This window comes from Roseovarius ramblicola, from assembly GCF_042430665.1.
Classification (GTDB): Bacteria; Pseudomonadota; Alphaproteobacteria; order Rhodobacterales; family Rhodobacteraceae; genus Roseovarius; species Roseovarius ramblicola.
The window spans coordinates 1-19,277 of sequence record NZ_JBHMEC010000019.1 but is presented as its reverse complement, the minus strand read 5'-3'; the positions used below and the strand labels follow the sequence as shown (position 1 = coordinate 19,277).

17 protein-coding genes are annotated in these 19,277 nt (G+C 68.0%); 7 read left to right on the top strand and 10 right to left on the bottom strand.

All coding sequences use genetic code 11. The features are described from left to right. Nucleotides 1–42 precede the first annotated feature (42 nt). Both pdeM and ACFFU4_RS13985 read right to left on the bottom strand, forming a co-directional pair. Nucleotides 43–717 (bottom strand): ligase-associated DNA damage response endonuclease PdeM, encoded by a 675-nt coding sequence (gene pdeM, locus ACFFU4_RS13990; protein WP_377070414.1) that lies wholly within the window; start codon nucleotides 715–717, stop codon nucleotides 43–45. Between the two features lie 45 nt (nucleotides 718–762). Beyond that, entirely contained in the window at nucleotides 763–2,451 is a 1,689-nt protein-coding gene (locus tag ACFFU4_RS13985) for an acyl-CoA dehydrogenase family protein (protein ID WP_377070413.1), read from the bottom strand. A gap of 145 nt (nucleotides 2,452–2,596) precedes the next feature. Between ACFFU4_RS13985 and ACFFU4_RS13980 the strand changes: the two genes are divergently transcribed. Beyond that, on the top strand, nucleotides 2,597–3,370 hold the full coding sequence (locus ACFFU4_RS13980) for a sulfite exporter TauE/SafE family protein (RefSeq protein ID WP_377070412.1): 774 nt from the start codon (nucleotides 2,597–2,599) through the stop codon (nucleotides 3,368–3,370). Between the two features lie 325 nt (nucleotides 3,371–3,695). After that, the gene (locus ACFFU4_RS13975; RefSeq protein WP_377070411.1) at nucleotides 3,696–4,298 is read left to right on the top strand and encodes a LolA family protein; all 603 of its coding nucleotides are present in this window, start codon (nucleotides 3,696–3,698) and stop codon (nucleotides 4,296–4,298) included. 28 nt (nucleotides 4,299–4,326) lie between these two features. On the opposite strand, the gene ACFFU4_RS13970 is transcribed toward ACFFU4_RS13975, so the two are convergent. Further along, nucleotides 4,327–4,923, bottom strand: coding sequence for a transglycosylase SLT domain-containing protein (locus tag ACFFU4_RS13970; RefSeq protein WP_377070410.1), 597 nt, complete (start codon nucleotides 4,921–4,923; stop codon nucleotides 4,327–4,329). A gap of 186 nt (nucleotides 4,924–5,109) precedes the next feature. Here ACFFU4_RS13970 and hspQ point away from each other — a divergent pair, with 186 nt between their 5' ends. Then, nucleotides 5,110–5,436 carry a heat shock protein HspQ gene (gene hspQ, locus ACFFU4_RS13965; protein ID WP_377070409.1) on the top strand — a complete coding sequence of 109 codons (327 nt, stop codon included), beginning with the start codon at nucleotides 5,110–5,112 and terminating at the stop codon, nucleotides 5,434–5,436. A 66-nt stretch (nucleotides 5,437–5,502) separates the two neighbouring features. Here hspQ and ACFFU4_RS13960 read toward each other — a convergent pair whose 3' ends face one another. The 3 genes from ACFFU4_RS13960 to ACFFU4_RS13950 all read right to left on the bottom strand — a co-directional run bounded on the left by ACFFU4_RS13960 (nucleotide 5,503) and on the right by ACFFU4_RS13950 (nucleotide 8,182). Further along, complete coding sequence (locus ACFFU4_RS13960) at nucleotides 5,503–7,080, bottom strand: gamma-glutamyltransferase family protein (RefSeq protein ID WP_377070408.1); 1,578 nt, start codon at nucleotides 7,078–7,080, stop codon at nucleotides 5,503–5,505. A 249-nt stretch (nucleotides 7,081–7,329) separates the two neighbouring features. Next, nucleotides 7,330–7,857, bottom strand: a complete 528-nt coding sequence (locus ACFFU4_RS13955; RefSeq protein WP_377070407.1) for an ATP-binding protein — start codon at nucleotides 7,855–7,857, stop codon at nucleotides 7,330–7,332. Further along, nucleotides 7,844–8,182 carry an STAS domain-containing protein gene (locus ACFFU4_RS13950; RefSeq protein ID WP_377070406.1) on the bottom strand — a complete coding sequence of 113 codons (339 nt, stop codon included), beginning with the start codon at nucleotides 8,180–8,182 and terminating at the stop codon, nucleotides 7,844–7,846. Before ACFFU4_RS13950 ends, ACFFU4_RS13955 begins: the two co-directional genes overlap by 14 nt. Nucleotides 8,183–8,277: 95 nt before the next feature. On the opposite strand from ACFFU4_RS13950, the gene ACFFU4_RS13945 reads away from it, so the two are divergent. Further along, the gene (locus tag ACFFU4_RS13945) at nucleotides 8,278–9,450 is read left to right on the top strand and encodes a thiolase family protein (protein ID WP_377070405.1); all 1,173 of its coding nucleotides are present in this window, start codon (nucleotides 8,278–8,280) and stop codon (nucleotides 9,448–9,450) included. On the opposite strand, the gene ACFFU4_RS13940 is transcribed toward ACFFU4_RS13945, so the two are convergent. Then, complete coding sequence (locus ACFFU4_RS13940; RefSeq protein ID WP_377070404.1) at nucleotides 9,447–9,908, bottom strand: GNAT family N-acetyltransferase; 462 nt, start codon at nucleotides 9,906–9,908, stop codon at nucleotides 9,447–9,449. The genes ACFFU4_RS13945 and ACFFU4_RS13940 overlap by 4 nt on opposite strands. Nucleotides 9,909–10,024: 116 nt before the next feature. Here ACFFU4_RS13940 and msrC point away from each other — a divergent pair, with 116 nt between their 5' ends. Beyond that, nucleotides 10,025–10,486, top strand: a complete 462-nt coding sequence (msrC, locus tag ACFFU4_RS13935) for a free L-methionine (R)-S-oxide reductase MsrC (protein ID WP_377070403.1) — start codon at nucleotides 10,025–10,027, stop codon at nucleotides 10,484–10,486. On the opposite strand, the gene ACFFU4_RS13930 is transcribed toward msrC, so the two are convergent. Then, the gene (locus ACFFU4_RS13930) at nucleotides 10,419–11,054 is read right to left on the bottom strand and encodes a TIGR04282 family arsenosugar biosynthesis glycosyltransferase (RefSeq protein WP_377070402.1); all 636 of its coding nucleotides are present in this window, start codon (nucleotides 11,052–11,054) and stop codon (nucleotides 10,419–10,421) included. The genes msrC and ACFFU4_RS13930 overlap by 68 nt on opposite strands. Next, the gene (dapE, locus tag ACFFU4_RS13925; RefSeq protein ID WP_377070400.1) at nucleotides 11,051–12,202 is read right to left on the bottom strand and encodes a succinyl-diaminopimelate desuccinylase; all 1,152 of its coding nucleotides are present in this window, start codon (nucleotides 12,200–12,202) and stop codon (nucleotides 11,051–11,053) included. The genes ACFFU4_RS13930 and dapE overlap by 4 nt, the downstream gene beginning before the upstream one ends. A gap of 317 nt (nucleotides 12,203–12,519) precedes the next feature. Between dapE and ACFFU4_RS13920 the strand changes: the two genes are divergently transcribed. Together ACFFU4_RS13920 and ACFFU4_RS13915 are read left to right on the top strand one after the other, a co-directional pair. Then, a complete protein-coding gene (locus ACFFU4_RS13920) occupies nucleotides 12,520–14,100 on the top strand; it encodes a Hint domain-containing protein (RefSeq protein WP_377070399.1) in 1,581 nt (526 codons plus the stop codon). 1 nt (nucleotide 14,101) lies between these two features. Beyond that, nucleotides 14,102–15,187, top strand: coding sequence for a Hint domain-containing protein (locus ACFFU4_RS13915; protein WP_377070398.1), 1,086 nt, complete (start codon nucleotides 14,102–14,104; stop codon nucleotides 15,185–15,187). A gap of 198 nt (nucleotides 15,188–15,385) precedes the next feature. On the opposite strand, the gene ACFFU4_RS13910 is transcribed toward ACFFU4_RS13915, so the two are convergent. After that, nucleotides 15,386–19,277, bottom strand: a 3,892-nt coding sequence (locus ACFFU4_RS13910) for a cadherin-like domain-containing protein (RefSeq protein WP_377070397.1), incomplete at its 5' end; no start/stop codon positions are given.

The window sequence follows — 19,277 nt, the reverse complement described above, 5'->3', positions numbered from 1 at the left end:
TTCACGGCGGGTCATGATATTGTCATCCCCGGGGCCGCGCGGCTATCGGCGCGCACCCTGACGCATGGGCAGGACATGGGTCACGGGGCCGGTGAGCACGGCGAGCGCCTCGGGGCGCATGAGCCCGGTCAGCGCCGGATCGTCGCAGTTGAGCCCGCCGGTATAGGTGCCATAGGCGGGCAGGATCACCCGGTCGCCGTCGATGAGAAAGGCCGGGCGGCTGATCGACTGGCCGCGCAGAGCGAGCCGCATCTTGGGGTGGTAGTGCCCCGAGATTTCCCCCGACTGGCCGGGATTCGCGATGTGGCGAAAGGTGAGCGGGGGGGTTGGCAGTTCGGCCAGGTGCGTGCCGCCGAGATCGACCGGGCCGGGATCGTGGTTGCCCTCGATCCAGACCCAGCGGCGGCCCGCCTGAAGCTTGGCGATCCAGAGCTTTTCCGCGGCGGGCAGGGCGAGGGCGGCCAGCGTGTCGTCAAAGCTGTCGCCGAGGCAGATCACCGTCGTCGCCCCGGTGCGGCGCAGATCCGACTCAAGCCGGGTCAGCGTGTCGCGAGTCTCGTAGGGGGGCAGCGGCGGCTCGCCCTTGCGGGCGCGGCGGAGCGCTTTGCCCAGGTGCAGGTCGGAGACGCACAGCAGGTTTCGCGCCTCCCAGTAGAGTGCGCCCGAGGGCCGCGCGACAAGGGATGCGCCCGCGAGGGTGAAGGCGTGGCCGTCCATGCCCCTTTGTTGGCCGCTCGCGGACGGATTGGCAAGGGCCGCGCGTCAGCCCAGCAGGCGCCGCGCCACAACCTGTGCCTGGATTTCCGCGGCCCCCTCGAAGATGTTGAGGATGCGCGCATCGCACAGGATGCGGCTGATCGTGTATTCCAGCGCAAAGCCGTTGCCGCCGTGGATCTGCAACCCGTTATCCGCCGCCGACCAGGCCACGCGGGCACCCAGCAGCTTGGCCATCCCGGCCTCGAGATCGCAGCGGCGGCCGTTGTCCTTTTCCCAGGCCGAGAAATAGGTGAGCTGACGCGCCACCATGATCTCGACCGCCATCATCGCGAGCTTGCTGGCCACGCGGGGAAACGCGATGAGCGGCTTGCCGAATTGCTTGCGGTCCTGCGCGTAGCGCATCGAGACGTCGAGCGCCGATTGCGCCACGCCCACGGCGCGGGCGGCGGTCTGGATGCGGGCGGCCTCGAAGGTTTCCATCAACTGCTTGAAGCCCTTGCCTTCCTCGCCGCCCAGCAGATTCCCGCCCTTGACGTGGAAGTTGTCGAAGGCGAGCTCGTATTCCTTCATGCCGCGATAGCCCAGCACCTCGATCTCGCCGCCGCTCATGCCGGGGGTGGGGAAGGGAGCCGCGTCGGTGCCCGGCTCCTTCTCGGCGAGGAACATCGACAGGCCGCGATGATCGGTGGTATCGGGCTTGGTCCGCGCCAGCAGCGTCATCAGGTGGGTGCGCGCGGCATGGGTGATCCAGGTCTTGTTGCCGGTCACTTTCCAATCGCCGTTGTCGTCCCGGACCGCGCGGGTGCGCAAGGACCCGAGGTCCGAGCCGGTGTTGGGCTCGGTGAACACCGCCGTCGGCAGGGTTTCGCCGCTGGCGAGTTTCGGCAGCCACTTCTCCTTCTGCTCTTCGGTGCCGCCGCACAGGATGAGCTCCGCGGCGATCTCGGACCGGGTGCCGAGGCTGCCCACGCCGATATATCCGCGGCTCAGTTCCTCGGAGACGACGACCATCGACGCCTTGCTGAGGCCCAGCCCGCCATATTCCTCGGGGATGGTCAGACCGAAGACACCCATTTCCGCCAGTTCCTCGATGATTTCCATCGGGATCAGCTCATCCTTGAGGTGCCACTCATGCGCATGGGGCTCGACCTTTTCCACCGCAAAGCGGCGGAATTGCTCGCGGATCATTTCGAGCTCGTCATCGAGCCCGCTGCGCCCCACGGTGATCTCGGCGGCGCGTTCCTGCATCAGTTCCACCAGCCGCGTGCGCGCGGCCTGGCTGTTGCCACGGGCCATAAGCGCTTGCACCTCGGCACACTGGAAGCCGCTGAGCGCATCCCAGCCAAGACCCAGGTCCTGCAGACGCACCACCTCGCCCTGGTTCATCTGGATGCCTCCGGCGATCTGATGCAGGTATTCGCCGAACGCGATCTGATGAATAAGCTGCTCCACCTCTCCGAATTGGCCCTGCTCGTCCAGCCGCGAGGCCCAAATCTGCATCTGGCGCAGCGATTCGACGTAAGTGGCCATCCATGCGAGGCCATGCGCGGCGGTCTGGTTTGCCTCTATCGCGGAACCGGAGACCCGGCCATCGACGGTGACAAGGTCGGCAACGGAGGATTTCGCGCGCTCCAGCAGGGTCTCGACCGGGGCAATCGCGGCCCCGGTCAGCGCCAGCAGGTCACTCAGAATCGTGGGCTTGGCCATCGCAATATCCTGTCCGTCATGTGCCATGAATCGCTTCCTTTTCCTGATCTGGTGCGTTTTATCTATTATGCAGGTGCAGCGCAACTATTATGCCAATTGTCGCAGTTTTTTGTTCTAAAGTTGCGTATTGATTTCTTGTGCTCTGGCGCTAATCCTGTGCTAACACTCCGGTATGGAAGCGTTTTTCGATATCGGCCCGGTCTGGGGCTGGACCCTCGCCTTTGCCGTGGCGGTCTGTGCGGGGCTGGTCAAGGGGGTGGTGGGGTTTGCCATGCCGACGGTGCTGATCGCGGGGCTGAGCACGGTGATGCCGCCGGACCTGGCGTTGGCGGGGCTGATCCTGCCGACGCTGGCGACGAACCTGTGGCAGGCGCTGCGGCAGGGCGTCGGTGCGGCGCTGGCGTCGGTGGCGCGGTTCCGGGTGTTCCTGATGGCGGGGGGCGCGGTGATGGTGGTGGCGGCGCAGGCGGTGCCGCGCCTGCCGCCCGCGGCGATGTTCCTCTTTATCGGGCCGCTGATCACCGCCTATGCCCTCTCGACGCTGCTGGGCCGGGGCCTGCGCCTGTCGCCCGAGGGCGGCATGCGGGGCGAGGCGGGCATGGGCGCGCTTGCCGGTCTTTTCGGTGGATTATCAGGGATTTGGGGGCCGCCCACGGTGGCGATGCTGACCGCGCGCGGCACCGAGAAGACCGAGCAGATGCGCGTGCAGGGGGTGATCTACGGCCTCGGCGCGGTGCTGCTGGTGGCCGCGCATGTCGGCTCGGGCGTGCTGCGGTCGGAGACGGTGCCGCTGTCGCTGGCGCTGGTGCCGCCGGCGCTGGTGGGGATCGCGCTGGGCTTCTGGCTGCAGGACCGGTTCGATCAGGCGACGTTTCGCAAGGTGACGCTCTGGGTGCTGCTGCTGGCGGGGCTGAACCTCGTGCGGCGGGGGATGATGATGCTGTAGGCAAGCCCCGAAACGGCCTGCGGTTTCACGTCGGTATTCTGTCGGTATTCCGTCGGTGTGAGAAAGGCCCGTTGAAACGGCGGCGATCGGGCGGGGCCCGGACTTGCCGGCTGTTCCCGCGTCGGATGCTGCAGGTGCAGTCGGTATGTGTCAGCCCCCTTCACGGCGCCGGAACGGTGTCATGCGGAGGTCTTGCCGGATCAGGCCGGACACCGGGCTTTTCCACGGATTTCGGAACGCTTGACCGCGCTGGTTATTGCCTGGCAGTGCGTGCATGCCCACATTGGGTGACGAAACGAACACAGTCACAGTTCAAGGTCCAGGCATGACAAGATTGCGTATCCTGATGGTTCCCGTCCTTGTGGCGGCGATGGCGCTGCCGGCGGCGGCGGAGAAGCTGTCGCTCGCTGAAATCTCAACCTATCTCGACGACCTGCGCCGGGGGGAGGGGCAGTTTACGCAAGTCAATGCCGACGGCACGATCAGCACGGGGCGGCTTTACCTCAAGCGCCCCGGGCGGGTGCGGTTCGAGTATGATGCGCCGGAGGAGGCGCTGGTGGTGGCGGATGGCGACACCGTGGGGATCGTCGATCCGCGCTCGAACGAGAAGCAGGGCTATCCGCTGCACCGCACGCCGCTCAAGATCATCCTGGCGAACACTGTCGATCTGACGCGCGAGCGCATGGTGGTGGGGCACGCGAGCGACGGGGTGACGACCACGGTGCGCGCGCAGGACCCGGACCACCCCGAGTATGGCAGCATCGACCTCGTCTTTACCGGCGACCCGGTGGAGTTGCGCCAATGGGTCATTAATGACGCCAATGGCAGCAGCACCACGGTGATTCTTGGTGATCTGCGCCGCGACGTGCGGCTCGATGACGAACAGTTCGTCATCCCCGGCACCCGGACGAACCGCATCGACCCCTGACCCGAGGCGACACCGGGTGCGGCTGTTTTCAGACCAGCCCGCGCCCGGCCCGGCACGACGACAACTGCGCGCGATAGCGGGCGGCGCGCGCATCGACCTCGGCGGCGACGCGCAGCAGCCACGGCTTGGAATTGTGGTTGCCGCGGGCAAAGCCGGTACGCCCTTCGTGATAGGCCAGATACTGGTTGCGCGCGTCGGTGCGGGCGATGCCCAGCCGTTCGGTGGACTGTGCCATGTACCAGCCGATGAAGTCCGCCGAATCGAAAATATCGGTGCGCCGCGCGCCCCAGCGCCCGGCACCGGTCTTGTATTCCTCCCACGTCCCGTCGAGAGCCTGGCTGTAGCCATAGGCCGAACTGATCCGCCCGCGCGGGATCACGCCGAGCGACCAGCGGAAGGGGGTGCGCGCGTCGCTGATGAACTTGCTCTCCTGGTAGATGGTCGCCATCTGTACATGCGCGGGGATGCCCCATTTGCGCGCGGAGGCCTGGAAGGCGCGGGCGTATTCGGGACGTTCATTGAGGATGGTGCAGGCATTGTCGAGATCGCGCGGCGGCGCGCCGTATCCGCCGCCACAGGACGCCAGCACAAGGAGCGCCAGGAGCGCACCGATAATCCTGCCCATCTGCCTCTCGCTTTCGTCTGCTCTTTTTCCGGCAGTGTAGCCGATTTGCCGAGCCGGGGGAATCCCGAATTCCCCGCGCCCCGGGCCCTGTCTCACCCCGGTTCACAGACTGTTTCCGGCCGGTTTCGGCGCATGGTTGGACAAACCCCGCTTGCAGCGATACATATCTATGGTAGGGCAAGACCGATGATAAAGACTCAGGCGAAATACGCGCTCGGACAGGTTGTCCGGCACAAGAAGCACCCTTTTCGGGGTGTTGTCTTTGACGTGGATCCGGAATTCTCGAACACCGAGGAATGGTACGCTGCCATTCCCGAGGACAGCCGCCCGTCGCGCGAGCAACCCTTCTATCACCTGCTCGCCGAGAACGACCAGAGCTACTACGTGGCCTATGTCAGCGAGCAGAACCTCGTCGCCGACTATTCGGGCGAGCCGGTGGACCATCCCGACATCCCCGACCTGTTCGGGCCGTTCGAGGACGGGTATTACCCGCTGCATTTCCAGTTGAATTGAAGGCGGACGGGGTGATCCCCGCCCTGCTCCGGTGGCTTGGTCATGCGGGGTGGACGCCGACGGCGCTCAATATCCCAATGCGCAGCCGTCCTTGCGCGCGTCGCTGCCGCCCTCCAGCACGCCGCTGTCGTGGATGCGGATCGCCTGCGCCCCGCCCAGCGGATCGCGCGGGACGATGACCTCGTGGCCCAGATCGGCGAGCGCCTGTGCCACATCCGGCGCGTGCCCGCGTTCGAGCTTGAGCCCCGCGGGATCGGCGAAGGCGCGCGGCGCGTCGATGGCGGCCTGCACGTCCATGCCGAAATCCACCATGTTGGACACCAGCCGCGCGTGGCCCGCGGGTTGATAGCCGCCGCCCATCACGCCGAAGGGCATGGTCACGCGGCCATTCTCGGCCAGCATGGCGGGGATGATCGTGTGCATCGGGCGGCTGCCGCCCGCCATCTCGTTGGGGTGGCCCTCGGTGAGGCTGAAGCCCGCGCCGCGATTCTGCATCAGGATGCCGAATTTCCCGGACGCGATGCCGGAGCCGAAGCCGTGGAAGATCGAATAGATGAAGGACACCGCCATGCGGTCGCGATCCACGACGGTGATGTAGACGGTATCGCGGTGGATGGCCTCGGTGAGCGGCGCGGCGGCGGGCATGGCGCGGCGCGGGTCGATCAGCGCCGCGAGTCGCGCCGCCGTTTCGGGGGCGAGCATGTGCGCGAGCCGCGCGGTGCGGTCGGGGTCGGCGATGAAGCGGTTGCGCGCGTCATAGGCGAGCTTGGTCGCCTCGGCCTCGATATGGATGCGCCCGGCGCTGCCCGGTGGCATCGACGCGAGGTCGAAATGGCGCAGGATGTTCATCAGCAGGATCGCCGTCGCGCCCTGCCCGTTGGGCGGGTGCTCGACCAGCGTCGCGCCCTTGTATTCGCCTTGCACCGGGTCGGTGTAATCGCTCTGCGCGGCGGCGAAATCCTCCGCCGTGTGGACCCCGTCCAGCGCGTTGAGCGCGGCCAGCATGTCCTCGGCCACCTCGCCCTCGTAGAACGCGGTGCGCCCGTGGCGGGCGATTCGGCGCAGCACCTCGGCCTGCCCCGGCGCGCGGAAGATGTCGCCGGTGGCCAGCGGCTGCCCGTTCCGCGTGTAATGGGCGATGCCGTGGCCCTGAAGCGCCTTGCCCGCCACCGGCCAGTCGAAGGCCACGCGCGGCGCGACCGGCACGCCGGCATCGGCATAGCGGATCGCGGGGGCGAGCAGCGTGTCGAGCCCGAGCCGCCCGTGATCGGCCGACAGCCGGCAGAAGGCGTCGATGGCGCAGGGAATGGTGACGGCATCGGCGCTGTGGAGCGGCACGGTCTCGTGTCCCTTGTCGCGCAGGGCCGCGGCCGAGGCGGCGGCGGGCGCGCGGCCCGAGCCGTTGAGCGCGCGGATTGCCGGGTCGCCGGGGGTGGTGAAGAGCGCGAAGCAGTCGCCGCCGATGCCGGTCATCTGCGGTTCGCAGATGCCGAGCAGGACGGCCCCGGCGATGGCGGCGTCCATGGCGTTGCCGCCACGCTCGAGGATGTCGATGGCGGTCCGCGCGGCGAGCGGATGCGAGGTCGCGCACATGCCGTCGGTGGCATAGGTGCCCGAGCGCCCCGGAAGATGGAAGTCGCGCATGGTCTGGCCTCCCCGATGATGCGAAATCGGGTGCACCCTAGGGCGCGCCGTGCGGAATGCCAATGCCATGTCGGGAGGGGGAGAAGACCTCGACGCCGCGCACTGGGTGGGGGCAATGAAACGCGGCGCCGAGGGAAGCCGTATGCAGCTACACGGCCCTTGTCACATCCCCGTGAGGCGGCAGTTGGGTGCGAATGAGGTGATATTGCGACGCGTGCACGCGGCTGTTGCGCGGGTGGGCAGGCGCGCTCAGCGGTTGCCGTTGCCGTTGTCGGGTGCCGGCAGGTCGAAGCGGAGGGTGAGCCGGTTGGTGCCGTCGACGCGGTCATAGCGCACCTCGCGCGTCAGGCTGCGGATGAGGAACCAGCCGAATCCCCCCTCGGGCAGCGCGCCGGGGTCGGTGCCCATATCGGGCGGGCGGCCCGCCGGCAGGTGCGGCGCGGGCAGCGCCGCGCCACGGTCACGCAGCGTGCAGATGAGACCGGCGGGGCCGAGCGCGGCGTGCAGCCCGATCGCGCCCGCCCCGGCATCGCCATAGGCATGTTCCACGATGTTGTTGAGCGCCTCGGCGAGGACGATCTCGACGGTGCCGCACGCCGCCTCCGGCAGCCCGCGGGCGCGCAGCCGCGCGCGCAGTTCGGCGAGCAGGGCGCGGACCGACATCCCGTCCGCGGCCGCGTGCAGATCAATCCCCGCGCTCATCCGTCGTCGCGGGGCCGCGCGGGGGCAGACCCGGTCGCCGCCGTCCGCCGCACCGCGCCGCTCAGCCCGCGTCACGGCGCACCGCGCCATCGGCCCGCCCGTGGATGACGAAGACGGTATCCATCCGCGTCAGGCGAAACACCTTGGCTACGTCTGGCGTCAGCCCTGCGAGGTCGAGCCGCCGTCCCGGCCCCATCTGCTTCATCGCCGCGACGATGGCCCCGAGCCCGCTGGAATCGACGAACTCCACGTTCGACAGGTCGAGTACCACATGGTCGGGGCCGCGGGCGGTGGCCGCGCGCATCGCGTCCTTGAAGCCGATGGCGGCGGCGGCGTCGATCCGCGCCTCCGGGACGGTGACGATCCTGATCCCGCCATCGCAGGTCTGGTGAAGGTCCATCGTGCCTGTGCTCCGTTACGTAGTATTACACGGGAGGCTAGACCCGATTCCTTTCCATCCGGTAAGCAGGAGCGGGATTTCATGGAGGAACGACAATGCGCGAGGTTGTGATTGCCGGGGCGGCGCGGACGCCGATGGGCGGATTCCAGGGCGATTTCGACGGGGTCCCGGCACCGGTGCTCGGTGGCGCCGCGATCCGGGCGGCGCTGGCCAGGGCGGGGGCCACGACGGTGGACGAGGTGCTCATGGGCTGCGTGCTGCCCGCCGGGCAAGGGCAGGCCCCGGCGCGGCAGGCGGGTTTTGCCGCGGGGCTGGGCGAGGATGTGCCCGCAACCACGCTCAACAAGATGTGCGGCTCGGGGATGAAGGCGGCCATGATGGCGCATGACCAGATCGCCCTTGGCCACGCGGAGACGATGATCGCGGGCGGCATGGAATCGATGTCCTGCGCGCCCTATCTACTGCCCGCGATGCGCGGCGGCGCGCGGATCGGGCATGGCCGCGCGGTCGATCACATGTTCCTGGACGGGCTGGAGGATGCCTATGACAAGGGCCGCCTGATGGGCACCTTTGCCGAGGATTGCGCCGAGAAATTCCAGTTTACCCGCGAGGCGCAGGACGCGTATGCGATCGGCTCGCTGCAAGGGGCGCTCGACGCGCAGACATCCCGGGCTTTCGAGGACGAGATCGCGCCGGTCACGCTGACCTCGCGCAAGGGCGAGGTGGTGGTCTCGGCCGACGAACAACCCGCCAAGGCGCGGCCCGAGAAGATCCCGCATTTGAAGCCCGCCTTTCGCGAGGGCGGCACGGTGACGGCGGCCAATTCCAGCTCGATCAGCGACGGCGCGGCGGCGCTGCTGCTGGCCTCGCGCGAGGCGGCGGAGGCGCAGGGCCTCACGATCCGCGCGCGCATCCTCGGCCATGCCAGCCACGCGCAGGCACCGGGCTGGTTCACCACCGCGCCGGTTCCGGCGGCACAAAAGCTGCTGAAGCGGCTCGGCTGGGGCGTGGATGACGTGGATCTGTGGGAGGTGAACGAGGCCTTTGCCGTGGTGCCGATGGCCTTCATGCACGAGATGGGGCTGCCGCGCGCGCGGGTCAACGTCAATGGCGGGGCCTGCGCGCTGGGCCATCCCATCGGCGCCTCGGGCGCGCGGATCATGGTGACGCTGCTCAATGCGCTGGAAAAGCGGGACCTGAGGCGCGGCGTCGCCGCCATCTGCATCGGCGGCGGCGAGGGCACGGCGATCGCCATCGAGCGGGTCTAGCCGTCCAGATCGCGCCGCATCGTGGCCATGTCGCCGCGGCGCGACAGCTCCTCGTATCCTGCCTTGCGGTAGAGGTTGAGCGCCACTTCGTTCTCCAACTCGACCTTGAGCGTGATCGACAGCGCGCCGAGGGCCTGCGCCGCCTCCTCGGCGAGTCGGGTCAGTTCCTCGCCCGTGCCGCCCCTCATCCGTTCCTCGATGAAGACGTAGGTCAGATGGCGCACCTCCGGGCCGATGCCCACGCGCAGCGCGAAGAAGCCCACTTCGCGCCCGTCCTCGTCGAGCAGGTAGAATGTTTCGTCGTCGCGCTCGCCCACCCATTTCATCGCCCATTCGCCCGGGTCGAAGGGATGAGCGGCATGTGGATTGACGAGGGTCAGGTCGTCGGGGTCGGCCAGCAGGCGGGCCAGCGGGGCAAGATCGCGGGCCACGTTTCGGTGCAGGGTCAGCCGGGACATGGGAGCTCCTCGGATTGGCATCGGATCGTCTCTCGGGTCGTGGGCCTGCCACGGGAGCCGGCCGGGTTGCAACCGGGTCACTGGCACCTCCGCGCGCGGCATGGCATACCGCAACAATGACCATGGATTACGACAGCATCATCAAGACCATCGCGGCGCTGACCGAGGGCGAGACCGACACCGTCGCGCTCATGGCGACCGTGGTCTGCGAATTGCACCACGCCGATGAGCGGTTCGACTGGACGGGGTTCTACCGCGTCACCGGGCCGGAGACGCTCAAGATCGGGCCCTACCAGGGCGGGCATGGCTGCCTCGTGATCCCGTTCTCGCGCGGGGTCTGCGGGGCGGCGGCGCGCACCGGCGAGGTGCAGCGCGTCGATGATGTGGAGGCGTTTCCCGGCCACATCGCCTGCGCCGCCTCGACCCGGTCGGAGATCGTGCTGCCGGTCTGGACCGCGGCGGGTGATCTGATTGCCGTGCTCGATATCGACAGCGACCGGCCGGGGGCCTTTACCGCGGCGGACGAGGCGGGTCTGGCGGAGATTCTGCGGCTGGTGTTCGGGCGGCCCGGCGGCTGAGATCGCGCGCGTCGTCCACGTCGCGGAGCGTATCGACAAGCGCCATGCGGGCGTGCCCGAGGCTTGCGATCGTGTCGGTGCGCGCGTGCGGCCCCGACCAGCGCACGCCCTCAAACAGACCCGCGGGCACCGCCGCGGTGCGGCGCAGCCCGATCAGCCAGTAGCCGCCATCCGGGGCGGGGCCAAGCACCGCGTCGTGGTGCCCGAGCGTCGCAAAGGCGCGGGCGATACGGGGCCGGTCGATGCCCGGAATGTCGGCACCGATGATGCAGGCGGGGCCCGGCGGAAGGCTGCGGAAGATGCGCGCCATCCGGTCGCCGAGATCGCCCCGGCCCTGCGCCATGCGCGGCAGGTGCGCGGGCCAGACGCGGCTGGCCAGCCCCTCGGCATCGGGGCTGACGGCGAGCACGAGGCACCAGCGTGGATCGTCGATCCGCCGCAGCAGGCGGGCGACCTGATGACGGAACCACCAGGCGGCGGCCACCATGCCGATGTCGCGCCCCAGCCGGGTCTTGACGCGGCCCGGGTGCGGCTCCTTGACCATCACGACGAGGGTTTGTCGCGTCATGTAAAGTAATCGCGCAGAATCTGTGAGTAAATTGCCTTGAGTTGGTGGATCTGGTCAATCTCCACCCGCTCGTCCACCTGGTGCATGGTCTGGCCGACGAGGCCGAATTCCACCACCGGGCAGTGATTGCGCACGAAGCGCGCGTCCGAGGTGCCCCCCGTGGTCGAGAGCGCGGGGGCGATGCCGGTCTCGGCCTCGACCGCGCGCGCCACCAGAGCCGAGAGCGCGCCGGGGGGCGTGAGGAACGCCTCGCCCGAGACCTTGACGCGCATCGTCGCCCCGACTCCGAACCCGGCGGCGACACGGTCGATCTCGTCCTGAAGCCAGGCGGTGAGGCTCGCGCCGTCATGGCTGTCGTTGAAGCGGATGTTGACGGTGGCGCGGCACTCGGCGGGGATCACGTTGGTGGCGGGGTTGCCGGTGTCGATGGTGACGACCGCCAGCGTCGAGGGGTCGAAATGCGCGGTGCCCTCGTCGAGGGTATGCGAGGACAGCCTGTCCATGAGCCGCGCCATCGCGGGCAGGGGGTTACGGGCGCGGTGCGGATAGGCGGAATGGCCCTGCACGCCGGTGATCGTGATCCAGGCGGAAAGCGAGCCGCGCCGTCCGATCTTGATCATCTCGCCCATGCGCTCGGGGCAGGTGGGCTCGCCCACGAGGCAGGCGGTCATGCGCTCGTCATTGGCCTCCATCCAGTCGAGCAGGGCGCGGGTGCCGTCCACGGCGTCGCCCTCCTCGTCGCCGGTGATCGCGAGGATCACCGCGCCGTCGGGGGGCGTGTCGCGGACGAAATCCACCGCTGCGGCGGCGAAGGCGGCGACGCCGGATTTCATGTCCGTGGCCCCGCGCCCCCAGAGCATCCCGTCGCGCTCCACCGCGTCGAAAGGCGGCACGCTCCACGCGCCCTCGTCGCCCACCGGCACCACGTCGGTGTGGCCGTTGAAGCCGAAGCTGCGCGCCGCGCCCCTGTCGCCCCAGCGGGCGTAGAGGTTGCTCACCCCGCCGCGATCGACGCGGGTGCAGGCAAAGCCCGCGTCCGAGAGCACCCCCTCCAGCAGGAGCAGGGCGCCGCCCTCCTCGGGCGTGACCGAGGGGCAGCGAATGAGATCGGCGGTGAGGCGCGCGGGATCGAGCGGGGATGCGGGCATGGGCGGACCTTTTGCTTGCGATGCGTGTCGCCTAGCGCGGATCGTGCGGCGGTGCAAATGGCCGCGGATCGCGCGGCGGTGCAAATGGCGCGCACAGAACGGTTAAACCTTAACATTACGGGAAAGATTTGCTATCACTTGTCAAAACAAGGGCCGAGGCAGGTCGAAACGAGCTGAGACAGGGTCCGGAGATCCGGCTAACGGACGGGTGGACCCAGATTGGATGGACCGGCGGCGCGCAATCATTGCGATGCGTCGCGGCAATCCGGGCATGTCAAGGTCGCGCTCCCTGCCTCTCTGAACGAGGTGGGCAGGATATGGTTGCAGGCGTCGAACTTCCGATTGATCGCGGGGCCTCCGAAACCGAGATGGCCGAGACGATCTTTGGCGACGGGGTCACGATCGTCAGCGCGAGCTACACCGGGAGCAACAACTCCTCGGGCATCTACACCAACGGCGAGGCGATCTCACCGGGCGTGGTGCCGGGCGATACGGGGGTGATGTTCTCGACCGGGGACCTGCGCGATTTCACCAACGACAACCCGTTCCAGTCCAACGAGTCGAGCAGCACCTCGACCAATACCAGCGGTCCCAACGGCGTGAGCGACTTCAACGCCGCCGCGGGCGCGTTCACCTTCGATGCATCCTTTCTCGATGTGACCTTCGTGCCGACCGGCAACCTGATGACGATGCAGTTCGTCTTTGCCTCGGAGGAGTATCCGGAATTCGCCACCAGTGCGTTCCAGGATTTCTTCGGGGTCTGGGTCAATGGCGAGCTGGTACCGCTGTCGCTGGGCGACGGCGATGTCGACCCGGGCAACATCAACGCGGGCACCAACGAGAACCTGTTCCAGGACAACACCGCAGATCAGTTCAACACCGAGATGGACGGTGTGACCATCACCCTGTCGCTGAGCATCCCGGTCAATGCGGGGGTGGAGAACGATATCCGCATCGGCATCGCCGATGTCGGCGACAGCGGCTACGACTCCACCGTGCTGATTGCCGCAAACAGCGTGCAGACCTCGGTGGTGGCGCAGGATGACAGCGCCACGCTGTTTCCCGATGGCAGCCGCGTCATCGACCTGCTGGGCAACGACGTCAACGACACCGGCGGCACGCTGACCGTCACCCATCTCAACGGGCAGGCGGTGGTGGCGGGCGATATCGTGACGCTGGCATCGGGGCAGCAGATCGAGCTCAATGCCGACGGCACGGTGACCGCGATCGGCGATGGCGATACCGAGGAGTTCACCTTTACCTACGGGGTGGAGAGCAGCACCGGAGCGTCCGATACCGGCTTTGCCACGGTCAATTCGGTGCCCTGTTTCGTTGCCGGGACGCGGATCCGAACGCCCGGCGGCGAGGTGCCGGTCGAGGATTTGCGGCCCGGCGACCTGGTGCTGACCCGCGACGAGGGGGCGCAGCCGCTGCGCTGGACCGGCAGCCGGACGGTGGCGGCGACGGGCGATTTCGCGCCGGTCCGCATCGTGGCGGACACGTTCGGGCGGCATGACGAGATATGGCTGTCGCCGCTGCACCGGGTGCTGGTGCGCGATGCGCTGGCCGAGCTTCTGTTCGGCGAGAGCGAGGTGCTGGTGGCGGCGCGCGACCTGGTCAACGACCGCACGGTACGGCGCGTCGCGGGGGGCGAGGTCACGTATGTGCACCTGATGTTCGACCGCCATCAGGTGATCTGGTCGGGCGGGCTCGCGACCGAGAGCTTTCTGCCCGGTCCGCAGACGGCGCACAGTTTCGAGACGGAGATCGTGGCCGAGATATGCGCGCTGTTTCCCGGGATCGACCTGGCGAGCGGGGCAGGCTATGGCCCGGCCGCGCGGCGCACGCTGCGACCCTTTGAGGCGCGGCTCTTGCGGCAGCCGGGGCACGCGGCCTGAGATGGGCTGGATCGCGTTCACGGATCGCGATGGCGGGCGGTTCGAGCCCGGCGGGATCGGGGGCGAGGGGGGCGCGGAGACGCCCGATCCGACCGCGCTCCTGCCGCGCGGCACGCTGATGATCGAGACGCGCCCGGCGATCGGGCGGCGGCCACAGACGCTGTTGTCCTTCGGGCGCACGCATCCGTGGCAGGGTGGTTTCTCGCTGCAGTTGCTGCCGTCGGGCGGGGTGGCGCTGGTCGAGACGCAGGAGCGCGACGTGCGCCACGCGACGCTGCCCTTTCGGCCCGACGACCGCAGCGACAGCCTGCGCATAAGCTATAGCTGGGACGCGCCGGCGCGGTGGGGGCGGCTGTCGCTGGAGCGGCCCGGGATCATGGGGGTGCGCAGCATCAATGTGCCGCCGCCGCATCCCGTGCCGCTGGCGGATTTGCGCACCGCGTTCACCGACCCGCGGCAGCGGCATCTCGACCCGGAGGTGATCTTTGCCGCGCTGTCGGACGCGGTCGAGCCGGTCGGGCCGATGCCGGGGCTGTCGGACGCGGTGCCGGTGCGCACGCCGGACGGCTATGTCGCGGCGGGGCGGCTGCGGCGCGGCGATTGCGTGTGCGGCGCGGGGGGCGCGGTGGTGCCGGTGCTGCACCGGCTCATGCGCCGCGTGCCCGCGGCGGGCGGGTTCCGCCCGGTCAGGCTGCGCGCGCCCTATTTCGGACTGCGCGCCGATATCGTCGTGGCGCCGCATCAGCGGCTGGTGATCGGCGGCTCGGACGTGGAATACCTTTTCGGGTCCGAGGCGGTGCTGGTCGCGGCCGGCGATCTCGTGAACGGGGTGGCGGCGGTCCATGCCGGAGCGGGGCCGCTGGTTTGTTATCACGGGCTGGTGCTGCCGGAACACGAGGAGATCGAGGCGGCGGGCGCGCCCACCGAGAGCCTGTATCTGGGGCGGATACGGCGCCAGCCGGAGATCGTGTCGATGAGCCTTCTGGCCGGGCTCGACCGCGCGCGCCTGCCCGAGCATTCCCGCCCGCTCTGGCCGGTCCTGAAATCCTACGAGGCGACCGCGCTGGCCATGACGCGGGCGGCGTGAGGGGCAGGGGCGGCGTCCGGGGCGCCTGCCCGGCACATGGGGATTGCGGCCTGGTGCGGACGTCGGGGTGAGCCCCGACCGGGGCGGCGCTCCGACGTTCGGACCGCGCGATTCATGGCGCGGCCCGGCTGTGCCACCGGGCGTGAGATAGCCGCGACCGCGCGCGTTGCCTGCCTCCGGGCACGCAAACGCGGATGTTCAGGCGACAACAACCGCCGACACGTTTACGTCGTCATCCACCGCGAGCGTGGCAAGCAGGGCATCGGACCCGTCGAAAAACTGGTAGATATCGAAGGTCGTGCCGTTGCCGTCGCTGACCGGTCCGGTCCCGTTCGGGTCCTTTACGATTGCCCCGTCGGGGTTGGTCAAGGCGAGATTGTCGCCGGCATCCCCGTAAATCGTTGCGCTGTCGGGGTCCGGGAGGGCAGCGCCGAGAAGCGCCTCAAGGTCGGAATCGGCCTCGGAGGACAGCCCCTCGATATCCGCCAGCGTCAGGGACAGGTCGTTGGACTGACCGTTTTCCATGTCCAGCGCCTCGATATCCGTGATGGTAAGCGTCGGCAGCACATCGCTCGTCAGATCGCCGCCCATGTCGAATTTCAGCGTATCGCGTCCTGTGCCGCCATCGGCGACCACCGTTCCGGCCGGTGCGTTCAGCACGATGAGATCGTCATCCGCGCCGCCGACAAGGCTGTCATTGCCGCCGCCACCGATCAGCAGGTCATTGCCGTCACCGCCTTCGAGCGTGTCGTCCGCCGTCCCGCCGAGCAGAAGGTCGGCCGTGCCGGACCCTGCGGGGGAGACCGGCGCGTCCGGCGCGGAGATGCGCGTCGCCTCGACGATGGTGATCTGGTCGCCGGTGGTGCCGGCATCGCCGTCGAGATCGAAGATCGCGGTGGCGACAAAATCATTGTCGGCGCCCAGCTTGTCCTCGATCCCGGCAACCGCTGCGAGCGGCAGGGTGAACCCCGTGCCGTCGCTGTCGATCGTGGTGGAGATCACCCCGTGATCGGTGCCGTCGCTTTGCAGGGTCAGCGAGAACGAGACCAGTTCGGGGGCGAACAGCCCGGTTTCCTGCACCTCCACCACCAGGTCGGAGGCCGTGTTGATTGTCCTGGCGTCGCCGTCGCTGTCGAACCGGTAATCGGTGCCGTCGATGGTAAAGGTCTGTTCCAGCTTCGTCGCATCGAACGCTCCACCGACCCCGAAGGTGAAGATCTGCGGGTCATGCGCGTCCCGTATGGCCTTGACCGCGTTCTGCCAAAGGCTGTCCGCCCCGGTCGGCTGCCCGTCGGTGATGAAGTATAGAAAATCGACCTCGTCATTCCCGGCGCTGTTTTCCTGATCGAAGAACTCCTTGGCGTCGTTGATCGCTTCGTGCCAGTCGGTGCCCCCGCCAGGGTGGGTTATGTCGCTCAGCGTCTGCTGGATCGCGTCGGCGTCATCGACCAGATCGAACGGCGTGAAACCGTTCGCCGGGTCATCCACGCCGTCCTTGCCATAGCTGGTGGCCCCGCTCGAGAAGACGATGATCTGAACGTCCACCTGCGGCGCACCGGGCCCCGAGAAATTCTCGGCCAGCGTTGCGAGCGTGGTCTTCACGGCCGCGATCTGGTCGTCGAACTCGAACGCGAAACTGCCCGAGCCGTCGAGCGCGAAGACAAGGTTGACCGGTGTTGCCTCCGCCACGGAGCGGGTGACATTGACGGCACCGGCGGGTCGCCCGTCGATGCTCTCGGTGTCGATGGTGATGCCCAGCCCGAGATCCGCCGCCTCCTGCGAGCCGGGATCGCTCACGGCGACGGTGACGGTCGCGCTGTCGGTCAGGCTGCCATCGCTCGCCACGATCTCGAAACTGTCGAAACCGGCGAATCCCGGGCCGGGCGTATAGGTGACGTTGCCGTCTGCGCTGACGGTCACCGCGCCGTTGCCCGGTCCCTGCGTGCCAAGGGCGAACGACGGGGTCTCGCCCGCATCCGGATCGAAGCCCACCAGGGTCCCGGTGATCGGTCCGTCATTGTCGCCCGAGATCAGGATGTCCTCTGCCACCGGGGCATCGTTCTGACCGGTCAGGTTGACAGTCACCGTCGCTGTCGAGCTTTCCCCCGCCGCGTCCGTGACCGTGTAGGTGAAAATGTCGGTCGTTCCGACGCCTTCGGCAAGGCTCTCGAACAGGCCGGCGGGATCGTAGGAAAACTGGCCGTTGCCAAGGTCTGTCACGGTGCCCGACGTCTCGATCGTATCGAAGGTAAAGCTGCGCGTGTCCCCGGCATCGGGGTCGAACACGGCCGGATCTATCGTGATCGCGGGCCCGTCCTCATTGGCGTTCACCGTCATGTCCGAGGCCACCGGGGCATCGTTCTGCCCGGTGATTTCGATCATCGCCGACTGCGTCGAAACCTGCGTGCCGGAGATCACATCGAAGCTCAGGGAGAAGCGGCCGGTTTGCCCGGCTGCGAGGACATCGTAATCGGCCGTGTCGAGGGTTGCCGCGGTCGCGCCGATGCTGAACGGTGTCGTATTGCCGGTATCGCTGCCCGGCGCCGCTGCAATCGAGAGCGAGCCTGCCACGACCTGCGGCGTCTCGCCGTTATCGACATCGCTGCCGGTCAGCACCGTGGCCGGGTCGAAGACCACCTCGTTTGGCACGCCCGTGTCGCCTTCCGGGACGGGCGCGAAATCATCGACCGAAATCTCCGGGTCGTCATTGGTGCCGGTGACGGTGACGGTGACGCTCTGGCCTACGACCGCATTCTGGACATCGACCACCTCGTAATTCACCGTGATGATCTGGCTTTCGCCGGCAGCCAGGCTTTGGAAGGCCGCGTCGGACGGATCTACCGTCAGGGAGTTGCCGACAAGGGTCACGCCGGCCGTCAGACCTGTCACATTCTGCACGCTCAGTGTCGCGGTCTCGCCCGCATCCACATCCGACGCACCGTCCAGCATGTCGACGGTAAAGCTTGCGTCATCCTCATCGGTGACCGCGACCAGCGGCGCGGCCACCGCCGGGCCCTGGTTCACGCCGGTCACCGTCACGCTCACCGTCGCGGTCGAAGTTGCGCCATGCTCGTCGGTCACCGTATAGTCGAACGTATCGACCGCCGTATCGCCCGCCGCGAGGAAATCATAGGCCGTGCCCTGCTCATACCGCAGCGTGCCGTCGCCGTTCTGACTGATCACGGCGCCGCCCGCACTCATGAGATCAAAGCCGCTCACGCTCAGGACGGCGCCGGTGTCGACATCCGTGTCGTTAGCCAGCACATCGATATCCGTTCCGTTCAACCCGGTCGGCAGGTCATCGACCTCGACAAGGAAGCCGATGTCGGGGTTCAGCGCGCCGCTGATGTCATTCCAGTTCCCGACATTGCCGGAATTGACATACATCATCAGGACATCTTCGCCGGTGAAGCCGTTGTTGGGCTCTCCCGCATCCCAAGGGGCAAAGCCGCCCGGGAAGAACTGTGTCCCGGCCTCGGGTCCGCCCGTCCAGGTCCATGTCCCTTCAGAGGCTGCGTCCGACCCGCCCAGATAGGCGAACAGATTGGTCGTCGGTAGCGTCAGCACGAAGTTGGATTCCGCAAGCGAGGTTATGGTGGCCAGATAGCCGCCCATGTCTTCCGCCAGATCGTTGGCCTCGGCCCAGGTCACATCGTCTTCGAAGAAATTGTAGTAATGGCCATTGGCCGGGTTTTGCACGAAGCCCGCGGGAAGGGGGGTCCCCCCGACACTCGCGGTATCGTTCAGCGCCTCCGGCCCATCGTTGGCACCTGTGACCGTGACGGTGACGTCGTTGGTGGCGGTGTCGCCATGGGCGTCGGTGGCGGTGACGGTGATGGTGACGTCGCGGGTCTCGCCCTGGGCGAGGTTCTGGAAGTCTTCGCCGGGGGCGAAGCTGAGCGTGGTGCCGGAGATGCTTGCGGTGCCCTCGGCGGGGTCGCCGGTGATGGCGTAGCCGAGGGTGGTGCCGGTGTTGTCGCTGTCGATATCGGCACCGAGCGCCGCGAGGTCCACGTCGACGGACGGCCCGTCCTCGACCGCCGCGAGAGTGTCGGCGGCGAGCGCTGGCCCATCGTTGGCACCTGTGACG

Bases quoted from the DNA above. Each gene is read 5' to 3' on its own strand.
- ACFFU4_RS13930 (WP_377070402.1), bottom strand. From the start codon at position 11,054: ATGACGCGACAAACCCTCGTCGTGATGGTCAAGGAGCCGCACCCGGGC.
- ACFFU4_RS13950 (WP_377070406.1), bottom strand. From the start codon at position 8,182: ATGGACCTTCACCAGACCTGCGATGGCGGGATCAGGATCGTCACCGTC.
- ACFFU4_RS13920 (WP_377070399.1), top strand. From the start codon at position 12,520: ATGGTTGCAGGCGTCGAACTTCCGATTGATCGCGGGGCCTCCGAAACC.
- ACFFU4_RS13945 (WP_377070405.1), top strand. From the start codon at position 8,278: ATGCGCGAGGTTGTGATTGCCGGGGCGGCGCGGACGCCGATGGGCGGA.
- ACFFU4_RS13960 (WP_377070408.1), bottom strand. From the start codon at position 7,080: ATGCGCGACTTCCATCTTCCGGGGCGCTCGGGCACCTATGCCACCGAC.
- ACFFU4_RS13940 (WP_377070404.1), bottom strand. From the start codon at position 9,908: ATGTCCCGGCTGACCCTGCACCGAAACGTGGCCCGCGATCTTGCCCCG.
- dapE (WP_377070400.1), bottom strand. From the start codon at position 12,202: ATGCCCGCATCCCCGCTCGATCCCGCGCGCCTCACCGCCGATCTCATT.
- pdeM (WP_377070414.1), bottom strand. From the start codon at position 717: ATGGACGGCCACGCCTTCACCCTCGCGGGCGCATCCCTTGTCGCGCGG.
- ACFFU4_RS13970 (WP_377070410.1), bottom strand. From the start codon at position 4,923: ATGGGCAGGATTATCGGTGCGCTCCTGGCGCTCCTTGTGCTGGCGTCC.
- ACFFU4_RS13985 (WP_377070413.1), bottom strand. From the start codon at position 2,451: ATGGCACATGACGGACAGGATATTGCGATGGCCAAGCCCACGATTCTG.
- ACFFU4_RS13915 (WP_377070398.1), top strand. From the start codon at position 14,102: ATGGGCTGGATCGCGTTCACGGATCGCGATGGCGGGCGGTTCGAGCCC.
- ACFFU4_RS13975 (WP_377070411.1), top strand. From the start codon at position 3,696: ATGACAAGATTGCGTATCCTGATGGTTCCCGTCCTTGTGGCGGCGATG.
- hspQ (WP_377070409.1), top strand. From the start codon at position 5,110: ATGATAAAGACTCAGGCGAAATACGCGCTCGGACAGGTTGTCCGGCAC.
- ACFFU4_RS13980 (WP_377070412.1), top strand. From the start codon at position 2,597: ATGGAAGCGTTTTTCGATATCGGCCCGGTCTGGGGCTGGACCCTCGCC.
- msrC (WP_377070403.1), top strand. From the start codon at position 10,025: ATGACCATGGATTACGACAGCATCATCAAGACCATCGCGGCGCTGACC.